The organism is Streptomyces nanshensis, assembly GCF_001751255.1.
Taxonomy (GTDB): Bacteria; Actinomycetota; Actinomycetes; order Streptomycetales; family Streptomycetaceae; genus Streptomyces; species Streptomyces nanshensis_A.
The window spans coordinates 18,490-35,193 of the sequence record NZ_LJGW01000107.1 but is presented as its reverse complement, the minus strand read 5'-3'; the positions used below and the strand labels follow the sequence as shown (position 1 = coordinate 35,193).

Sequence of the window (16,704 nt, the reverse complement as noted above, 5' to 3'; positions counted from 1 at the left end):
ATGCCCTTTGACCCCGATGCCGGCATGCACCTGCCCGAACCCGCCGCCGACGCCGAGCAGGTGAGGCGCCGTCAGCACGTACTGCGGGACCTCGGGCTCACGGCTCAGGCTGATCCGGAGTTCGACACGATCGCGGCCGCCCTCGCGACCGAAGCTGGCGCACCGTACGCCATGGTCAACCTCTTCCATGCGGAGCAGACGTTCATCGGACTGTTCACCGCCGACGATGTGCCCAACGTCAAGCGGACGATGCGCCCCGATCACGGATGGTGCCCCGACGTCGTCGAGCGCGCCAACGCGCTCGTCCTCCCCGACGTCATGAGCTACCCCAGGTTTGCGGGCAACCCCGTCGTCGACCGGATCGGCATCCGCAGCTACGCGGGCGCCCCACTCATCCACACCGCCCACGGTCAGCAGACCGTGCTCGGCACCGTGTGCTTCGTCGACCGCGTGCAGCGCCCCAACGAGACCGGAAGGCCCGCGCTGGAGCTGATCAAGCGGTTCCGCGACGAGGCCATGCAGGCGATCCAGCGGCGCACCCGCCGCGCGGACGAGCGCTAGCAGGAGAGGCGGGGGACGATGTCTGACTGGTTCCTGTCCGACGTGCACAAGGAGCTGCGCGCGCGGGTACGCGCGTTCGCGGCCGCGGAGGTCGCGCCGCGGGTCGCGCTGATGGAGGCCGGCGGCCAGGTCGACTACGCCCTGCCGGACCTGATCGCCCGGCAGGGCTGGATCGGGGTCACCATAGACCCGGTCTACGGCGGGATGGGCCTCGGTCATCTCGCGAAGACGCTCATCATCGAGGAGCTGTCCCGCGTCAGCCCGGCGGCCGGCGCCATCGCCCAGGCGTCACAGCTCGGCGTCGCCAAAATCATCCACTTCGGCACCGACGAGCAGAAGAAGCGGTGGCTCCCGCCGATCGCGGCGGGGAAGTGCCTGCCGACGATCGCCGTCACCGAGCCCGGCAGCGGCAGCCACGTCCTCGGCATGGCGATGGAGGCGAAACCGCGCCGACGGCATTGGGTCCTCACCGGCAGGAAAATCTACGTCGGCAATTCCCATGTCGGCCATCTGCACGGAGTCGTCGCCCGCACAGGCCGCAGCGACTCCCGTGACTCCCGCGCGCTGACCGCCTTCCTCGTCGAGGCCGACCGTGAAGGGGTCTCTCTCGTCCCCCACCAGCGGGCGATGGGCCTTCACGGCTTCTCCTTCGGCGAGATCATCTTCGACAAGGTCCTGATACCGGCGGAGAACGTGCTCGGGGAGGTCGGCGACGGCCGCGACGTCGCCGACTCCTCCAGCCTCCTGTGCGGGCGCCCGAATCTCACCGGCGTCGCCCTCGGCGCTCATCAGGGGAGCGTGGAGGAGACCGTCCGGTTCGTGGCCGAACGGGAGCGCTACGGCGCCCCGTTGGGCGACATGCCCACCATCCAGCAGAAACTTGGCGCGATGCAGTCGAGGCTGATGACGGCCCGGCTCACCGCCTACCACGCCGTGCACCTGCTCGACCAAGGGCAGCCCTGCGACGCGGAGTTGATGAACGCCAAGCTCGTCAACGTCGAATACGCGCTCGACTCCGCCCGCGAGGCCATGGAGATCTTCGCCGCGGCCGGGCTGTTCACCGACCGCCCCATGGAGCGGTTCCTGCGCGACGCGTTCCACATCTTCGCTCCGGCCGGCACCAGCGACGTCCAGCGGTTCCGCCTGGCAGAGCACGCCCTCGGCACCGCACACCGCCCCTGGTCCGAGCGCCTCGCCCACCTCACCCGCACCACCATCCCCGCGGGATGCGCACACCCCCATCCCGCCACGACGCAGGAAACGGAATCGTGAGCACGAGCACAGACCGCACCGCCACCCGCACCGACGCCCTTCGGAAGGCGATCGAGCAGGCTGCGCGGCAGACGCCACGCAACCCTTTCGAGGTCATTCATCTGCTGGCCGGAGGAAAGCGGGGGCCTGAAATAGCCCGCACCTTCGGGGTGGGTCCGGACGCCATCAAGGACGACACACGGCTACTGCGGATAAAAACCCGCAGTCGAAACAATGCCGAACTGGTCGGCGTGTGCTGTGTGCAGGGAATCGTTCCCCTGATTCCTCACCCCACCGGAATCACCAAGCGAATTCTGTTGCGGCATAGCGAAATCCTCGAATTGAAAGCCCTGGGATACACCTACGAGCAGACCGCGAACACACTCCGCATATCACTGAACACCGTCCAGGCGCACGCGAAGCAATTCATGTTCGACTTTTCTGCGCGGACGGCCCCCCACGCGGTCGCCTTGTACCGGCAGCGGATCAACAGCGTTCAGGGACACATCAACGTCTCCTGTGAAAACTGCCAGAGTTCCCAGTGTTTCTCTGTCTTCGACGTTCGGCAGAAGCTCGGCGAGCAGAAATGGAAATCGGACCAGTACGGCCAGTCGTTCTGGTGTCCGAACTGCCCGAGAGTCAATTCGAGTATCCGAGCGGCTCACAACGCTCGCCGCGCGCAGACCCCTCAATGACCGACGCCGATTCTGGAGCACCGATGTGCAGGCACGTACCCCGCTGTCCGGCCAGTGACGCCCCCGACTGCGAAGCCGCGCGGCCGGTGGCCCATTTCCCCGAACAGGGATGGTCATTCTTGTGCAATGGAGTCCTGCTGTTCGAGGACACCGGAATTCTGCTGCCGGACGGCGCCGTCATTCCACCGCACCGCGCCCAGGCCGCCGCATGACTGCACTGATCGACCCGGACGAGCCTTTCACCCCCGCCCAGCGGGACGGCAGGCCGGTCCCGTACATCACCAAATGGAGCGGTGAGCGCGAGCTACGGGTGGACCTGGGCCTGGACCTCAAACGTGAGCGGATTCGCTACCGCGATGAGGACCGCGGCGAGCGCGACGCGCAGGGGCGACTGTGGGTGCGGACGGTAGGCGGCTACGGCGATGGCGAGCCGGAATGGCGGAAGGTGTCGTCGTACCGGCAGCGTGAGGCGATGGAAGGACCTTTCTGCCAGGTATGTACCGGGCCGCCGAGCCGGACGGAAAAGGGAATTCTCTTCCTCCTTCCAGGACGGCACAAGATCGGGCAGTTGGAGGGCGTGGAGACGATTCATCCTCCTCTCTGCCTCCCGTGCGCTCGTGCCTCCGTACGGCACTGCACGAAGGGACTGCGGGTCCATACCGCCGTGCGTGCGAGGAAAACCCTGCGGTGGGGTGTCGTCGGCAGGGAATACCCCCCGGAGGACAAGGAGAAAGTCCAACTGGTTCCTCACAGGCCGGTCCGCCTGGTGAATGGCGAGGAGGCGCGCGTACCTGACGGCATGACAGCGCCCTACTACCTGGCCAGTCAGCTCATTCTGGTCCTCAGAAAAGTATCGGTCGTGAACCTGGATGAAGAATTCGCCAGGGAACTGGAAACGAAACCGCACCGATAGGGAAGGGCTTGCAGGGATTTATGAAGTTGATTAGCAGGGGAGACCGGCAGCTAATCTCGCGGGCCGTGACGGTGACGGACGGTCCGGTACTTCCCGAACCCAATTCCTGTGATGGCCTCCGCTTCCGCCTGGAGCACCTTCGCATCACCTACAAACTGGCCGATGACGGTCGGTGGGTCGTCGGCCCTCTCGACGTCGACGCTCGCGGCACGACCGAGTCGGTCCATCCGACCACGATCCTCATCACGCGGGAGCGCGGCGGGTGCCTCTACGGCTGGGAGGGAAACCGGGAGTGGGCGTTCCTCCACTGGATTATCGCCAGTCTTCGCCCTGACGGCCGGGCCGAACTGCCCTTCGACCCAACCCCCGTAGAGGAGATGTGAGCAGCCAGCGAAATGCGATCGACAAGAACAAGGAAGGAGGTGGAAAGGTGAATTCGAGAATGGAAGACGAATCACCACTCCGGGGGGAGTGCCGAGTGATGCCGCGGGAACCTCGCCGCTGCGGAGCCGGCCGCACCCTGGGTGGGGCCGTGCGCAGGGCCGCCACGGGGAGGGAGCCGCGGCAGTGGCTGCGGCTGCTGGCGCTCGGCCACTGTGTGTACGGCCTTCTCGTCGCCTACCTCTCCGCGCCGTCCGCCTGGACGCCACGGGAGATCGTGGCCCTGCACACGGTGATGTCCGCAGGGGCGGCGTGCAGCGCGGCAGGCGCCGTTGGCTTTCTCGGCGGCCCCCGCCGCCGTGGATGGTGCGCCGGTGCGGGCGTCCTGGCGCTGGCAGCCCTCGCCCGCTGTTGGCTCGCTCCCGATGTGGCGATCCTGCGGTGGATGGCCGGGGCTCTGGCCAGCCTGACGATCTGCCTCACCCTGGACGGTCTCCTGCGGCGCCCCACGGACGGCGGCGCCCATCTGAGAACTTCCGTGCGGCTCCTAGGAATTGCGGATTTCGGCCTGTGCATCGCCGCTTTTATTCCCCGGCCGTCCCTGCACTTGGGACTGGGGTTCTTCCTCCTCTGCATTCTCGTGCTAGGAGCAGGAGATGAATGGGCGAAACGCAATTTTCAAAAGGACCGTTCGAACGCGTCGGAGGTTCCTGGAGGAGAAGCAGGAGAAGGGCACCGGCCAACCCCGTGACGTGCAGGGCTTGTAGGCATCACCCATGCGGAATGTTTGTCATTCTTTCGCCGCAGGAAACGAGGAAATTCACGCCAGAAGCTGATCCGCTGGCTCGTATGCCAAGGCCGACAGGATCAGACCCCCGCTAGCTGGGGGTGGCTGGAAAGCCCCGTGTCGAGTGCAGTACACCGGCAAGACCAAGGAGGGAGTTGAAAAGATGAATTCGAGGATGGATGACGAGTCCCCCTGGGCGACCACTCTGTATTTCTTACTGCTGTCGCCCTTCTGTCCCGGGCTGGGATACCTCTGCCAGTGGTTTCGCAGATGACAGAACAGAAAGGACGCCGCAAGAACTGACAGTCTCCTCAGAAAACGAGCAACGCGCACTATGAAACAACCCGTAGCCCCTTTCATGATTCTCCCGCCCTTACGTATCCGGGTCATGTCGACCGTCACCGGCTACCCCGTAGAGATGCTGATGGACAAGCCCGCCCACGTCACCCGTATGAGCCGGTCGCCCACCGGGCCGCTGTGGGCATATCTCGACGCCGCCGGCCTCCTGCTCCTCATCGTGCCGAACATGGTGACCTCTCTGGCCCTCTTCGCGCAGTTGTGCGGGATACGTATAGGGGCCGGTATTCGGACGCTCCCCTTGACCCTGGAGTGGATATCCGCCGGCTGCGCATTCCTGTGGCTGGGCATTCTGGTCATCGGACGTAGGCCCCGGGGACGGACACGGGCAGCGGCGGCCGCCGTCGGTGCGACGGCCGTCTACGCGTCCACCCCGGCTGCGGGCCAGATACAGCACCCCTACCTCCAGTACGTGGCGCTGATCGCGACCCTGACGTGGCTGGTGCTGGAGGTCTGCCGCCGCCACGGCATCTGTCCCCGGTGCCTGGGCCTCGCTCCGCCGGACGCGAGGGACCAGCGTCAGCAGGCATTGATGGTGGGCTGGATGTCCGTCCAGGCGTACGTGCCGGCAGTCCTCGCCGTGGTCACCTTGCCCGTTCTGCTGAGCTGGTGGGACGGGGCGCCTCTGCTCCGGGCGCCTCAGATCGACGTGCTGGGGATCAGCCCCGACCGGCCCCTTGGCGGGGTCCTGAACCTGCTGCTGTGCGCCGGGGTAGTGGAGGACCTGATCGTGGTCGCGGGCGTCACCGCCGTCCTGACCTCCGCGGCCGCCTCCGCGCGGGTCGTCTACGCCACCGTGGGTCTCGCCGCCGCCGTCCTGCACCTCTACCTCGGGCTGCCCGGCCTGGTCTTCGGCATCTCCGATGCCCTCCGCGCCGGTCTCCTCCGCCGGTACGGACGCCTCACGCCCATGATCATGTCGCATTTGATATGCGACATTTTCGCGTTCGCCCTCAGCGGCATGTCCTTCCTGGCGACGCTTGCCGTGGGCGCCGTTCTCGTTGTGGCCTTCAAAACCATCGAACGGCTGCACGTGAGTGAAAGCGAAGAACTCAGGCAGAACTCGCCTGACCTGGAAATCAGTATCGATGCCGTGCCACTGTCCGGCGGGAAAATCCGCCAGTAAAACAACGGCCCCGCGATACCCCTCCTGCATTTCTTGCTAATTCCTTGAAAGGGACCCCTGTGACTAAATCTCCTCCCCCCGTGCCGGCCCCGGACGGCACGGAACACCGCCTTTCCCCTGCGCGGGCGTATGGCCTCGTCGCCGCCCTGTGGGGGTGTGTGGCCGCCGGACCCACCGTCAAGAACGTGGCCAAGTTCTTGCCGCTGGTCGGCTTGGAGCCTGCCGCGTGGCTGACGACGGCCGGTAAGGCCGTGGGTATCGCCGGTACCGGCGCCGCGCTGATCTGGCTCCTGGTCCTGATCACCCGCGGCCGCGTCCTCCCCGGGCCCCGAGGAGCGTGGATAGCCGGCGCCCTCGTGTGCGCGGGCGTCTACGGGCTCGATGCGGCCGGGACCTTCACCGGCGACGGGCCGTCGAAACTGATCGGCCCGCCGGCACAGCTCCCGGTGGTGGTCACGCTCACCGTCGGTGTACTCCTCGCAGCGGGTATCCGGCTGCGGGACATCGGGCTGCGCACCCCGTCGCGCACCCCGCTCTCCGCGGCGCCCGCGACGCTCGTCGGCTTCGTGGCCCTGGGCGTCATCGAGCTGGTCCCGGTCTGGAACCTCGGCGTATCGATGCTGGGCGTCCCGCAGTTGACCGGCATCAGCCAGGCCGAGGCCGCCGGGACGCCCGACGCCGCGTCCCTCACGGTGGGGATCTTCTGGTCCTCCGTCGTCGAGGAGTTCATCATCACCGGGGCCGTTGTGGCGCTCCTGGCCGCCGCCCGCCGTCCGCTCGGGGAGATCCTGCTCGTCAGCGCCCTGATGCGCGCCATACCCCACCTGTACACGGGGGTGCCGCTCACCGTGGCGGCGTTCGTTCTCGGTCTGGCGTTCGCCGCCATGGTCTACCGGCACGGGCAGGTGCTGCCCCTGATCGCCGCCCATTTCCTGTTCGACGTCACGAGCGGACCGCCCCTGATCACCGTCGTGCCGCCCGTGCTGGAGCTCAAGGCGTACCAGTGGCTCACGGCATTGGTCATAGCGCTCGTCGGGTGGCTGGTGCTCGCCGTCCGCTACCCGGCCCGCCCGCGTTTCCGGACCGCTCGGCCGGCCGACCGTGCCCCGCAGGCCGCCGAGACCGCGGATGCCGTATGAGCAGGGCGGTGAAACGGTTCCTGCTCATCGCAGCGGCGGTGATCGCCCTTCCGCTGCTGGTCATCCTGGTCGGGGCGGCCCTCTACAACATCGCCCATTCTCCCGCGGAGCTGCACGAGCTGCCGTCTCCCGGTTACCCGGCGACCGAAGGCGTCCCGTCCATTGCCCTGACGGCAGGCCCGTGCCCCGCCGTCTGATCCCCGTCCGCTGCCCAGCCGTGACGGGGCATCCGCTCGCGTCACGCTCAGTCCACACCCAGCACCCCCAGTGCCGAACCGGGGCCGAAAGTGATCATGAAATTCATCCATAACGCTGCCTACCGCATCAAGAAATACGCCGCTGGGGACCTCTCCAAGCTGAAGGGCAACGGGACCAGCCCCGTCAACTTCCGCTTTCCGCCCTCGCCCCTCGGGCCGGGGCGGGCGCTCCTGGACGCCACCGGTCTGCTCCTGGTCCTCTGCCCCTCGGTCGCCGGATCCGTCCTCACCTTCGCCCGCCTGTGCGGGGGGCCTCTGGCGGCCGACGCTCCCGCGACCGTGGCCACGGCCCTCCAGCCGATACCCGCCATCGCCGTCTGGGCCTGGCTCAACAGCCTGCTCCTCTTCCGCCGGGCTGCCGGGCCGGTCCTCGCAGCAGCCCTCATCGTCGGCGCCGCGGCGATGGCCGGCGTGACCTCCTACGGCGCCGTCGTGCAGCATCTGATGCTCGATCAGGTCGCGCTCATCGTCGGCCTCCCCTGGCTGGTGCTGGAGGTCTGCCGCCGTCACGGCGTCGGCCTCCGCGCCTACGGCGTCGCCCCGCCGGACGCGAGGGAACAGCGTCAGCAGGCATGGGCCATAGCCGAGACCTCCGCGGGCCTGTGCATACTGACCGGCGCCGGGGCGACGGCCCTCACCCTCCTGCTCGGCCTGTGGCAGGACGCCCCTGTCCTCCGGCAGACCCAAACCGACTTGCTCGGCCTGAGCGACCCGTTGCCCCTCGCCGCGGGAGTGCTGCTGTCCGCCGGCGTGATGGAGGACGTCATCCTCATCACCGGTGTCACCGCCGTACTCACGACAGCCCGACGCCCGGCATGGCAGATCTACACCCTCGTCGCCGCGGCCGACATCTGCATGCACCTCTACCTCGGTCTGCCCGGCCTCTTGATGGGCATCAACGCCGCCCTGCGCGCCTGGCTCTACCGCACATACGGCCGCGTCACACCGCTCATCCTCGGCCACCTGGCCGTCGACGTCGTCGGGCTGGCCATAACGCCCCTGCCCTTCGTCCTCAAGGCCATGACGATCGCCGCCGTCATCTTCGCCTTCGGCGGCATCGAACGCCTCTACGTGCCCAAGTCCCAACGGCACGCCGCCGCGGACGCCCCCGGCGCCCCGCCGGCCACCGCCGCCCAAGACCGCATCGACGACGCCATCGAGCTGTACCGGCGGGCCCTGGACGACGAGTTGGGCCCGCGGCTGCCCGGCACCGAGCTGTACCGGAGGGCCCTGAAGACCGCCGAACCCGGCGAAGCCGACGGCATCCGCACACCGAGCACAGACCACACCCCACACGAGAGGTAAGGAGCAGCCCAATGTCCGACTGCGACGTCCGGGTGGAGACCGAAGACGACCGCGACGCCGAACTCGCCGAGCAGGTCGAGAAAATCGCCGCACAGGTCATTCCCGTGCTGGAAGACGTCACCGGTCTTTCCGTCGGAGAGAAGCCGGTGATCCGCATCGTCACCCCGGCAGCCTGGGTGACCATCCGCACCGAATGGCGCGACCGCGTCCATGCCCGACTGGGCCAGGAATTCGATCTGACCGACGAGGAAATTCAAACGCTGGAGATCGAGGCGATCAGCGAGAGCAGTGAGCTGCCTCTCATGTGGGCGCTGGTCATGGGATCCACTCACGAGGACGAAAGCGATGAGCCGCAAGTCCTCCTGGTGCCCAGTGCGCTGCACCACTGCGGGTTCGAGGAACCCGAGCTGACCAAGGTTGCAGCGCGTGAGCTGACCCACATTGCTCAGCACCGCGCCGGCGACGGCGCCGCGTTCCGTGCCCGGAACTCCGTCTACCGAGAACGGATTGGACTCCAGGATATTCAGCCGGACTATCTTCTCTCCGGGCATTCCCGCTGGACGGATCTCGCGGTCACCAAGCGCCTCCTCGGACGGGAGGTGTCCGAGGACACCGGGCGCCAGACGGAATTCTGGTGGAGCACGGCGAAAGCCGCCGCCGGACGCTACCAGGAAAACCCGGAAAAGTTCCCTGGGAAAGATCTCGGGGTATACCGGGACGGCGCACGCTGGATCGCTGACGTGGTCGACCTCGCCGGGCGCGACGTACTCAACCGCGCCTGGCAAGACGTCTCCATGATCCCCACCACAGCGGAGATTGCCGACCCGCGCGCCTGGCTGGCCCGTGTCGACGGCACCCACTGAACACGCTCAGCACCCAGAGGCAAAGGGCAGCATCACGGGATGTCATCTGAATCCGAATTCCCCTCCCTGAAGCCGCACCAGCGACTCACAGGAAAGCAGCGGGAGGAATACACCGAGAAGGTCGTCAAACGCTATAAGAAGGGGTCGAATATCCGGAAGATCTGCGAAGAGACCGGCCGCTCCTACGGATTCATACACCAAATCCTCTCCGAGGCGAAGGTGCTGCGCTCCCGCAGCGGCAGAAAAAGCAAGAAAACACAACAATGACTGCCCGGACGGAACAACGGAAGCGTGGCCCACCCTCACTTCATATGCACACGTTCATCACCATTACGAATCCAGGTGAAAAAGGGCCATGGCAAACAAAAAGAACACCGTCCGCGCCGCGAAGAGCTCCATTCGCCGGGGGAAGCAAGAAGGCCCGGCGAGCCAGCAGCAGGGAGCCATTGTGGACCGTCACATTCGGGCCCATCCCGAACATTCCCACATGAGCGCCGAGGAGAAAGACACCCCCCAGTACACGCGGCGTTTCCAGCGCCGCGAGGGCAAATAGGGCTAAGAGCTGACCCCAGTAGTCCCGTCCGGCACGACCGGCGCCGGACGGGACCACCTCCGATCGAACTTGGTGAGGACCTGGAGACCGCCACGTGAGCACGGAAAACATCATCAACGGTGGCCAGGGCGCCCAATTCCGTACCGTGGTCCAGGCCCACGACATCCACACGCTGCACATAGTCCACCCCCCTCCGGCACCCGTGCCCCCGCACCAACTGCCGCCCCTGACGTCGGCGTGGGTGGACCGCGAGGACGAACTCGCCGACCTCACAGACCGCGTACGCCAGCAGCCGCCCTACGCCAGCACCCTCGCGTTGCTCTTCGGCGACGGCGGCGCCGGCAAGAGCGCCCTGGCCGTCCGCTGGCTCCTGGCCCACCGCGAGGAGACCCCCGGCGGGCAGCTCTACGTACACCTGGCCGGCGCACGGACCGCCGCGGGCGGCGCGGCGCTGCCGACGCTGCTGCGCCGCCTCCTGCACGACCTCGGGCATCCTCCGGCCGGGGACGCCGACGTCGACGAGCTGACCGGCCGATGGCGCTCCCTCACCGCCAGCCGCCCTACCGGTCTGCTGCTCGACGACGCCACCGACGAGGACCTGGTCCGCGCGCTCCTCCCCGGCGGAGACGGCCACCTGGTAGCCGTCACCTCCCGGCGCCAGCTCACCGGCCTGCTCCGCGACGGCGCCCGCCTCCACCCCGTCCCGCCGCTCACCCCCGCCGCCGCCGGCGCCCTGCTGCGCCGCCTGGTCGGCGAGGACCGCCTCCCCGAAGAGCCCGCCGCCGTACGGCAGTTGACCTCCCGCTGCGGCCACCTCCCGCTGTACCTCGGCCTGATGGCCGCCCAACTCGTAGCCCGCCCCGGCCTCCCCATGGCAGAGGCCGCACACCACACCGAAGGACCGTCCGTGCTTGATGAGATTGTCGATGCCCTGCACGCGCCCACCGCGCGCGCTTACCGGCTGCTCTCCCTCCTCCCGGGCCCCGACGTCGACGCTGATGCTGCCGGCGCCACCCTGGGCCTCACCCGGTACCTCTCCACGCAGACGCTGACCGACCTGGCCGGCGCCCGTCTCCTGGAGAACCGCGGCGTGCACGACGGTCGCGGCCGCGTCTTCGGCTGGCACGACGAGGTCCGCACTCACGCCCGGACCGCCGCATTCCGCGAGGAGAGCCCGGAGGACCGCAGCAGAGCCCTGCGGCGGTGGCTGGATTACCTCCTTGCCACCACGACGCAGGCCGAACGGCTCCTCACCCCCGCCCACCGGGAGGTCCGCCGCGACATCACCTTCTGGCCGGTGTCGCCCAACTTCCGCAAGGACGAGGAGGCGGCGCAGGCGTGGCTCGTCGCCCACCAGGACCACATCGCGGCGGCCGTAACGACCGCGAAGGAGCACGGCGTCGACACGATCGTCTACCAGCTCCCCCATGCGGCCTGGCCGCTCTGGCGCCTCCATCGGCCCCTGGAATTGTGGCTGGCCCTGCACAAGCAGGGTCTGGCCGCCGCGGTCCGCTGCGGGGACGACCTCGGACAACGGGAGATGCTCACCACCGGCGTCATCGCCCTCCGCGGCCTCCGGGACTACGAGGAGGCGATCGAATGGGCCGACCAGGCGTACAGCCTCGCGCGGGAAGCGGGCGACCGGGCCGGCACAGCGCAGGCGCTGTACGAACTCGCCGCATGCCACCACGAGATGGGCGACCACGAGCGCGCCGCCGGCTTTCTCACCGAGACCATCCGCATCCGCGAAGAGATCGACTACCCCCGCGGCGTCGCGCTCTCCCGCCACCTCCTCGGCGAAGGCGCGTACGCGACCGGACACTTCCCGCGCGCCGTCGCGGAGTTCGTCCTCGCCGCCGCCGGGCTCCGCGCCGCCGGCGACCGGTTCGACGCCGCCCGAGCTGACGCTATGCAGGGACACACGTGGACCGCGCTGAGGCAGTACGAGCGGGCCGAGGAACTGCTCCACGCCGCACGGGAGGAGATGCGCGCCGTCGGCTCCCTGCCCTGGGAGTCGCGCGTACTGGACATGCTCGCGCAGGCCGCCGCCGCCCAACACCGCATCGACGAAGCCATCGAGCTGTTTCGGCGGGCCCAGGAGATCGCCGAACCCAGCGAAGCCGACAGCATCCGCGCCCGCCTCGCCGACCTGACGCCCGAGGAGGACGGACGACAATGACGGACCTCGCACTCGCAGACGACGCCGTCGTTACGCTGCTACTCCCTCCGACGGCAGATCCCCCCCCGGCTCCAGCCCTGGGACCTCGCCGCTTGATGCGACTCAGACCGATCGGCGCGGGCCCGCGCCGAGACCGCAAAGCCCACGCCGTCAAAACTCGAGTACCTCGCCCCGTACTCCGACGACACCCAGATCGGGGAGGAAAGATCCCGCTGGCAGGCAGTTCGCGCACCCGCCCGGCGGGGGACGATCTAGGCTTTTCCGCGCCACCTGGCCGTCTTGACCCGGCTCTATGCCGTCTGCGGGCCGTCTTGATCCCCTCGGGGATGGACGCAGCGCCGGACCCGACCAGGACCACGGCGTCGAGTCGAAGGCCCGCGCCGTCCGCCAGCACCTCGCGCACACGAGGCAGGCCGTACGCCCGCCGCCCACGTCGAGGGGCGGCATACCACCTGACAACAGCCGACCGAGGGGGAAACACCCGGATGAACAACTTAACGATCATTGTGGCGTGCGTGATTGGCGCCGCCGGGGGACTGTTCGCCTTGGGCATGATGGCGCTCGACAGGGGCGCTGCCGGCACGACAGGGGCGTATATCGCACTGTCCGTCTTCCTCACGCAAGTGTCGGGCATCATGGGCCTTCAGGTCGCCGCGGAGCATGCCCCTCCCCGGGCGGGCGACTTCCAGCAGGCCGCCGTCATGTATCTGCCGTACCTCCAGCTCCTCGTCGGCGTATGGGCGGTTATCACCGCCATCCGCTGCTATCGCGCCCGTCGTGCCACCGGGAAGCCCAGTGCATAACCTCTTGATCATCGCCGCATGTGTGCTGGCCCTCGGTGCGGGGCTCACCCTGATTCCCGTACTCAGAGGCCGCAGCCCTGCGCCGAGGAGCGGGCTCCTCGCCGTACTCCTCGCCTTCGCCGCCAGCGGCGGACTGCTGTGGGCCGCCCGCTCCACCGAGCCCACGCCCGCACCCGCCGACACCGCCGCGGCCGCCCTGACCCAGGGTCTCGACACCACCGCCGCGTACCTGCCCGTCGCCCTCGCCGCCGCCTCCGTCGTCCTCGTCGTCGTAGCAGCCACGCGCGCGGGACGCAGGACTCCCCAGCACGACACCGACGACCCCATGGAGAAGAACCGTGCCTGACGTCCTCATCCTGTGCGCGGCGGGGGTGTCCCTCCTCGGGGTGCTTCCCCTGGTCCCGGTGATCCGGCGCGGCTACAGCGACACGCCCCCCTGGGGCCGGTTCCTGCTGAACGGCCTCGCCCAGTGGTCAGCCGCCGGTTTATACATCGCCTCCGGCGTCGCCGCCACGTGGCTCCCAGGATTCCACTTCCTCTGCGGTGTCTTCCCACTCATCGTCGCCATACGCCTCGGACGCCGCGACCCCATGGAGAAGAACCGTGCCTGACGTCCTCATCCCGTGCGCGTGGCTCGCGGCGGGGGTGTCCCTCCTCGGGGTGCTTCTCCTGGTCCCGGTGATCCGGCGCGGCTACAGCGACACGCCCCCCTGGGGCCGCTTCCTGCTGCACGCCCTCGCCCAAGCGGCCGGGGCAGGTTTATACATCGCCTCCGGCGAACGGACCATCACGGCCGACGCCGCCACGTGGCTCCCGGTCCTCTACTTCCTCGTGGCCGTCTTCGGCCTCATCGTCGCCATACGCGTCCGCCGCCGCGACACCACCCAGGACAAGCCCTGACACCGGCCGCATCCCACCTCGCCGGTGATGGTTGGGCGAAGACGTACCCGTCGCATGGCCTCTCGGCAACGGGGCGGTCTGCAAGTGCTGGGCTCGACCGGCGCGTTGGCTTTTCTACACTGGCCGTCTGCGGAGAGGAGCGACGACGTATGCGCAATGAGAGGTTCCAGGAGTTCGCCGTGGCGGCGTACCGGAGCGCGCCAGAAGTGGCAAGCGCTGAGCCGTACCGCGACGGCACCCGACGGCCGCTCGGCATCGAGGTACGGCTGACGTCGGGGGTCACCGTTCGGCACGCGATCACGATGGTGACTCCGCAGGGTGAAGATCTTGAAGCGCCGGAAAAGGTCGTCGAAGGCGAGCCGCCCGCGTTGATCGAGCCGCGTCCGGCGCCGAGAGGAGTCCGCGACCGGCAGACCGCCCAACTCCTCGCGTGCATCCTCGCGTCAGCGGGCAATAAGGAGATGGCTCGGGCCTACGCCTACGACCAAACCAGCATGCACCCCGGGCTCGGCGTGGAATGGCACAGCGGCCGGAAAACACACATGCTGCTGCTGTAGCCGCGGCGGCCGGGCCCCGATATGGAGGACCCCATGACCGTGGATCCCGCCCGCTTACACGCAGACTGCCCCCAGTGCGGGGCCCGGACGTCCGCCAAGAAGGGACAGCCGACGCCTCTGCACCAGCCGAAGGGGAAAACGGCGAAATGCCCCGGATCCGGCTCGCCGGCGAAGTAGACACTCATCTGGGGAACATGGGGCCTTGTTGGCGTCCGTACACCCGTACGGTCGACCGCACGCGCGAGCGAACCGCCCCTACGGTGAGGTTGGAGATGTGCTGCTCGCTCCGCCCTTGCCCGTCGCGCTCGCCCGTCGCGAGCGCGGCATGCCCCCACCGGGGCCGTGGTCGTTCGAGATCAAGCTGGACGGCTGGCGAGCGCTGCTCTTCCGGGACGAGGCGGGCGGAACCGTGCTGCAGGCCCGTTCCGGGCGGCTGATCAGCGACCGCTTCCCGGACCTTGTGCGCGCCGCGCAGGCCCTGCCACCGGGGCTGGTGCTCGACGGCGAATTGGTCATCTGGCACCGGGGCCGCGTCGACTTCTTCGCCGTACAGCGGCGTGCGCTCTCTCACCCGCGCCGAGCGGCGGCGCTTGCCCACGAACTGCCGGCGTCGTACGCCGCTTTCGACGTGCTGGAGGCCGACGGGGCCGACTGGCGGACCCGCCCCTACCGTGAGCGCCGTGTCCGGCTGCTGCAGCTCGACCTCGCGCCTCCGATCCAGCCTGTGCCCGCGACGACGGACCGCGCGATCGCTCTGGCGTGGTGGGAGAGGTACAGGCCCGACGTCGGCATCGAGGGCCTGGTGGTCAAGCATCTTGACGGTGCGTACCTGGGAGGCTCCCGGCAGTGGCGGAAGGTGAAGCACTGGGATGCGCGCTAATAACAAGCCCATGCGATTCTCATCACCCGGCGAGAGACAGGCGAGCTGCCAGAGTCGGCTACGTCGTGGCGTGCTGCTGATGTGCAGCTTCGACGGCTCGCCGTAGCCGCTCCAGCTTGGGCGGTAGCAGGGAGCGAAGGCCCGTGTATCGCTGGCGGCCGCGCCGGTAGGAGCTGATGAGGCCGTTCTCCTCCAGCGGCATGCCTGGCGGGCGGATCGTCGGTGTCTCCTCTTCGGAGACCCCGGTGTGATTCCACCGGAGCGACACCCACAGCTTCGAGGTGCCGTGGGAGCGCTGCACCAAGCTGTGCCGTACGGGGAGCCACCGCTCCAGAGCGGCACGGGTCAGCGCGGAGGTGGTGATCCACTCTCCCGGCTCGTCCGCAGCCTGGCCGGTCCCGTGCTGCGGGCGGCGCTCGATGTACACCTCGGTGCCCTCCGGAGCGAGGTGCGTGGTGCGCAGCGCGGCCAGCTCACCGCTACGGGCCGCGGTGTCCAGCTCGACCGCGAGCAAGGCCGTCAGCCGGGTCAGCCCCGGCGACATCGGCCCGCCCAGATACTGATCGAGCTGACGGCGCAACGCGGTGAGGACCGACGCATCGGCTGCCTCGCGCAGCGGCATCGCGCCGCTGCCCAAGTGCAGCACCGGGAGACCGACGGTCTCCCGCAGCAGGTCGAGACACTGGAGCCGCGCGGCGTTGCTCGTCGCCGTGGTGGGCGGAGTGCCTCCGGCCACGATCCGCTGCCGCAGAGCACCGGATTCGGCGAGTCGTACGTACGCGCCCAGCGCCGGTTCCTCGAGCATGCGCCGCAAGCTCCGGCGGGCGGTCACCGGAAGAGCACCCTGGTCCAGCGCCCGCTGCAACTCGCCCCGTACCCAGCGCAGTTGCCGGCGCCGGGCTTCACCGGTGCCGCCGAGCCTGTCGAGGACCAGGTCGAGATCTTCGATCGCGGGGTACGTGGCCACAGGGCCGATTGTTCCGTACGGCGAGCTGGACGTGCAGACGGCCGTCGGCCCCCCGTCTGCCGTGCCGACTGCCCGCGGACGCTGTCCGGGTCACGGCCCGACCGGTGGCGGGGAGGAGGCCGCCGAAAGGCCGGGGGAGATTTCCGTCCTCAGCCCATCGAAGCTTGGACCGCTGACGGGGCCTCGGCACGCTGGAACTGCCGCGTATCGACGAGACGGTGGGGAGCGCC

General features: G+C 68.5%; 22 protein-coding genes. 21 read left to right on the top strand and 1 reads right to left on the bottom strand.

The window, feature by feature from the left end:
- The 21 genes from AN218_RS05690 (at window position 1) to AN218_RS05610 (ending at window position 15,507) form a co-directional block, all read left to right on the top strand.
- Window positions 1–561: a GAF domain-containing protein gene (locus tag AN218_RS05690; protein ID WP_070015515.1), complete on the top strand. Its 561-nt coding sequence runs from the start codon at window positions 1–3 to the stop codon at window positions 559–561.
- A gap of 18 nt (window positions 562–579) precedes the next feature.
- Window positions 580–1,833, top strand: coding sequence for an acyl-CoA dehydrogenase family protein (locus AN218_RS05685; protein WP_070015514.1), 1,254 nt, complete (start codon window positions 580–582; stop codon window positions 1,831–1,833).
- Window positions 1,830–2,507 carry a helix-turn-helix transcriptional regulator gene (locus tag AN218_RS05680; protein WP_070015513.1) on the top strand — a complete coding sequence of 226 codons (678 nt, stop codon included), beginning with the start codon at window positions 1,830–1,832 and terminating at the stop codon, window positions 2,505–2,507. Before AN218_RS05685 ends, AN218_RS05680 begins: the two co-directional genes overlap by 4 nt.
- A gap of 23 nt (window positions 2,508–2,530) precedes the next feature.
- Window positions 2,531–2,719 carry a DUF5999 family protein gene (locus tag AN218_RS34185; RefSeq protein ID WP_079131848.1) on the top strand — a complete coding sequence of 63 codons (189 nt, stop codon included), beginning with the start codon at window positions 2,531–2,533 and terminating at the stop codon, window positions 2,717–2,719.
- Complete coding sequence (locus AN218_RS05675) at window positions 2,716–3,420, top strand: hypothetical protein (RefSeq protein WP_070015512.1); 705 nt, start codon at window positions 2,716–2,718, stop codon at window positions 3,418–3,420. Before AN218_RS34185 ends, AN218_RS05675 begins: the two co-directional genes overlap by 4 nt.
- A gap of 65 nt (window positions 3,421–3,485) precedes the next feature.
- Window positions 3,486–3,803, top strand: coding sequence for a hypothetical protein (locus tag AN218_RS05670; protein WP_141747486.1), 318 nt, complete (start codon window positions 3,486–3,488; stop codon window positions 3,801–3,803).
- 149 nt (window positions 3,804–3,952) lie between these two features.
- On the top strand, window positions 3,953–4,552 hold the full coding sequence (locus AN218_RS36000) for a hypothetical protein (RefSeq protein ID WP_141747485.1): 600 nt from the start codon (window positions 3,953–3,955) through the stop codon (window positions 4,550–4,552).
- A 424-nt stretch (window positions 4,553–4,976) separates the two neighbouring features.
- The gene (locus tag AN218_RS05665) at window positions 4,977–6,071 is read left to right on the top strand and encodes a hypothetical protein (RefSeq protein ID WP_141747484.1); all 1,095 of its coding nucleotides are present in this window, start codon (window positions 4,977–4,979) and stop codon (window positions 6,069–6,071) included.
- Between the two features lie 185 nt (window positions 6,072–6,256).
- The gene (locus AN218_RS05660; protein WP_141747483.1) at window positions 6,257–7,210 is read left to right on the top strand and encodes a CPBP family intramembrane glutamic endopeptidase; all 954 of its coding nucleotides are present in this window, start codon (window positions 6,257–6,259) and stop codon (window positions 7,208–7,210) included.
- Window positions 7,207–7,407, top strand: coding sequence for a hypothetical protein (locus AN218_RS05655; protein WP_070015508.1), 201 nt, complete (start codon window positions 7,207–7,209; stop codon window positions 7,405–7,407). Before AN218_RS05660 ends, AN218_RS05655 begins: the two co-directional genes overlap by 4 nt.
- Window positions 7,408–7,503: 96 nt before the next feature.
- Entirely contained in the window at window positions 7,504–8,772 is a 1,269-nt protein-coding gene (locus AN218_RS36430) for a hypothetical protein (RefSeq protein WP_171908611.1), read from the top strand.
- Window positions 8,773–8,783: 11 nt separating this feature from the next.
- Window positions 8,784–9,635: a zinc-dependent metalloprotease gene (locus AN218_RS35235; RefSeq protein WP_070015506.1), complete on the top strand. Its 852-nt coding sequence runs from the start codon at window positions 8,784–8,786 to the stop codon at window positions 9,633–9,635.
- A 39-nt stretch (window positions 9,636–9,674) separates the two neighbouring features.
- The gene (locus AN218_RS34175) at window positions 9,675–9,902 is read left to right on the top strand and encodes a helix-turn-helix domain-containing protein (protein WP_079131847.1); all 228 of its coding nucleotides are present in this window, start codon (window positions 9,675–9,677) and stop codon (window positions 9,900–9,902) included.
- A gap of 88 nt (window positions 9,903–9,990) precedes the next feature.
- Window positions 9,991–10,188: a hypothetical protein gene (locus AN218_RS35995; protein WP_141747482.1), complete on the top strand. Its 198-nt coding sequence runs from the start codon at window positions 9,991–9,993 to the stop codon at window positions 10,186–10,188.
- A 94-nt stretch (window positions 10,189–10,282) separates the two neighbouring features.
- Window positions 10,283–12,367: a tetratricopeptide repeat protein gene (locus tag AN218_RS05640; RefSeq protein WP_070015505.1), complete on the top strand. Its 2,085-nt coding sequence runs from the start codon at window positions 10,283–10,285 to the stop codon at window positions 12,365–12,367.
- Window positions 12,368–12,852: 485 nt separating this feature from the next.
- Window positions 12,853–13,170, top strand: a complete 318-nt coding sequence (locus AN218_RS05635; RefSeq protein ID WP_070015504.1) for a hypothetical protein — start codon at window positions 12,853–12,855, stop codon at window positions 13,168–13,170.
- Entirely contained in the window at window positions 13,163–13,516 is a 354-nt protein-coding gene (locus AN218_RS36425; RefSeq protein ID WP_171908610.1) for a hypothetical protein, read from the top strand. Before AN218_RS05635 ends, AN218_RS36425 begins: the two co-directional genes overlap by 8 nt.
- Complete coding sequence (locus AN218_RS05625) at window positions 13,509–13,781, top strand: hypothetical protein (protein WP_070015502.1); 273 nt, start codon at window positions 13,509–13,511, stop codon at window positions 13,779–13,781. Before AN218_RS36425 ends, AN218_RS05625 begins: the two co-directional genes overlap by 8 nt.
- On the top strand, window positions 13,774–14,070 hold the full coding sequence (locus AN218_RS05620) for a hypothetical protein (RefSeq protein WP_070015501.1): 297 nt from the start codon (window positions 13,774–13,776) through the stop codon (window positions 14,068–14,070). The genes AN218_RS05625 and AN218_RS05620 overlap by 8 nt, the downstream gene beginning before the upstream one ends.
- Before the next feature lie 149 nt (window positions 14,071–14,219).
- The gene (locus AN218_RS05615) at window positions 14,220–14,627 is read left to right on the top strand and encodes a hypothetical protein (RefSeq protein ID WP_070015500.1); all 408 of its coding nucleotides are present in this window, start codon (window positions 14,220–14,222) and stop codon (window positions 14,625–14,627) included.
- 274 nt (window positions 14,628–14,901) lie between these two features.
- Window positions 14,902–15,507, top strand: a complete 606-nt coding sequence (locus AN218_RS05610; protein ID WP_070015499.1) for an ATP-dependent DNA ligase — start codon at window positions 14,902–14,904, stop codon at window positions 15,505–15,507.
- 58 nt (window positions 15,508–15,565) lie between these two features.
- On the opposite strand, the gene AN218_RS05605 is transcribed toward AN218_RS05610, so the two are convergent.
- Window positions 15,566–16,474 (bottom strand): hypothetical protein, encoded by a 909-nt coding sequence (locus AN218_RS05605; RefSeq protein ID WP_244900304.1) that lies wholly within the window; start codon window positions 16,472–16,474, stop codon window positions 15,566–15,568.
- Between the last annotated feature and the right edge of the window lie 230 nt (window positions 16,475–16,704).

Excerpts from the sequence above, each read along its gene's own strand:
- AN218_RS05615 (WP_070015500.1), top strand. The coding sequence starts at position 14,220 with ATGCGCAATGAGAGGTTCCAGGAGTTCGCCGTGGCGGCGTACCGGAGC.
- AN218_RS05655 (WP_070015508.1), top strand. The coding sequence starts at position 7,207 with ATGAGCAGGGCGGTGAAACGGTTCCTGCTCATCGCAGCGGCGGTGATC.
- AN218_RS05685 (WP_070015514.1), top strand. The coding sequence starts at position 580 with ATGTCTGACTGGTTCCTGTCCGACGTGCACAAGGAGCTGCGCGCGCGG.
- AN218_RS36430 (WP_171908611.1), top strand. The coding sequence starts at position 7,504 with ATGAAATTCATCCATAACGCTGCCTACCGCATCAAGAAATACGCCGCT.
- AN218_RS05665 (WP_141747484.1), top strand. The coding sequence starts at position 4,977 with ATGTCGACCGTCACCGGCTACCCCGTAGAGATGCTGATGGACAAGCCC.
- AN218_RS35235 (WP_070015506.1), top strand. The coding sequence starts at position 8,784 with ATGTCCGACTGCGACGTCCGGGTGGAGACCGAAGACGACCGCGACGCC.
- AN218_RS05675 (WP_070015512.1), top strand. The coding sequence starts at position 2,716 with ATGACTGCACTGATCGACCCGGACGAGCCTTTCACCCCCGCCCAGCGG.
- AN218_RS35995 (WP_141747482.1), top strand. The coding sequence starts at position 9,991 with ATGGCAAACAAAAAGAACACCGTCCGCGCCGCGAAGAGCTCCATTCGC.
- AN218_RS05690 (WP_070015515.1), top strand. The coding sequence starts at position 1 with ATGCCCTTTGACCCCGATGCCGGCATGCACCTGCCCGAACCCGCCGCC.
- AN218_RS34175 (WP_079131847.1), top strand. The coding sequence starts at position 9,675 with ATGTCATCTGAATCCGAATTCCCCTCCCTGAAGCCGCACCAGCGACTC.
- AN218_RS05635 (WP_070015504.1), top strand. The coding sequence starts at position 12,853 with ATGAACAACTTAACGATCATTGTGGCGTGCGTGATTGGCGCCGCCGGG.
- AN218_RS34185 (WP_079131848.1), top strand. The coding sequence starts at position 2,531 with ATGTGCAGGCACGTACCCCGCTGTCCGGCCAGTGACGCCCCCGACTGC.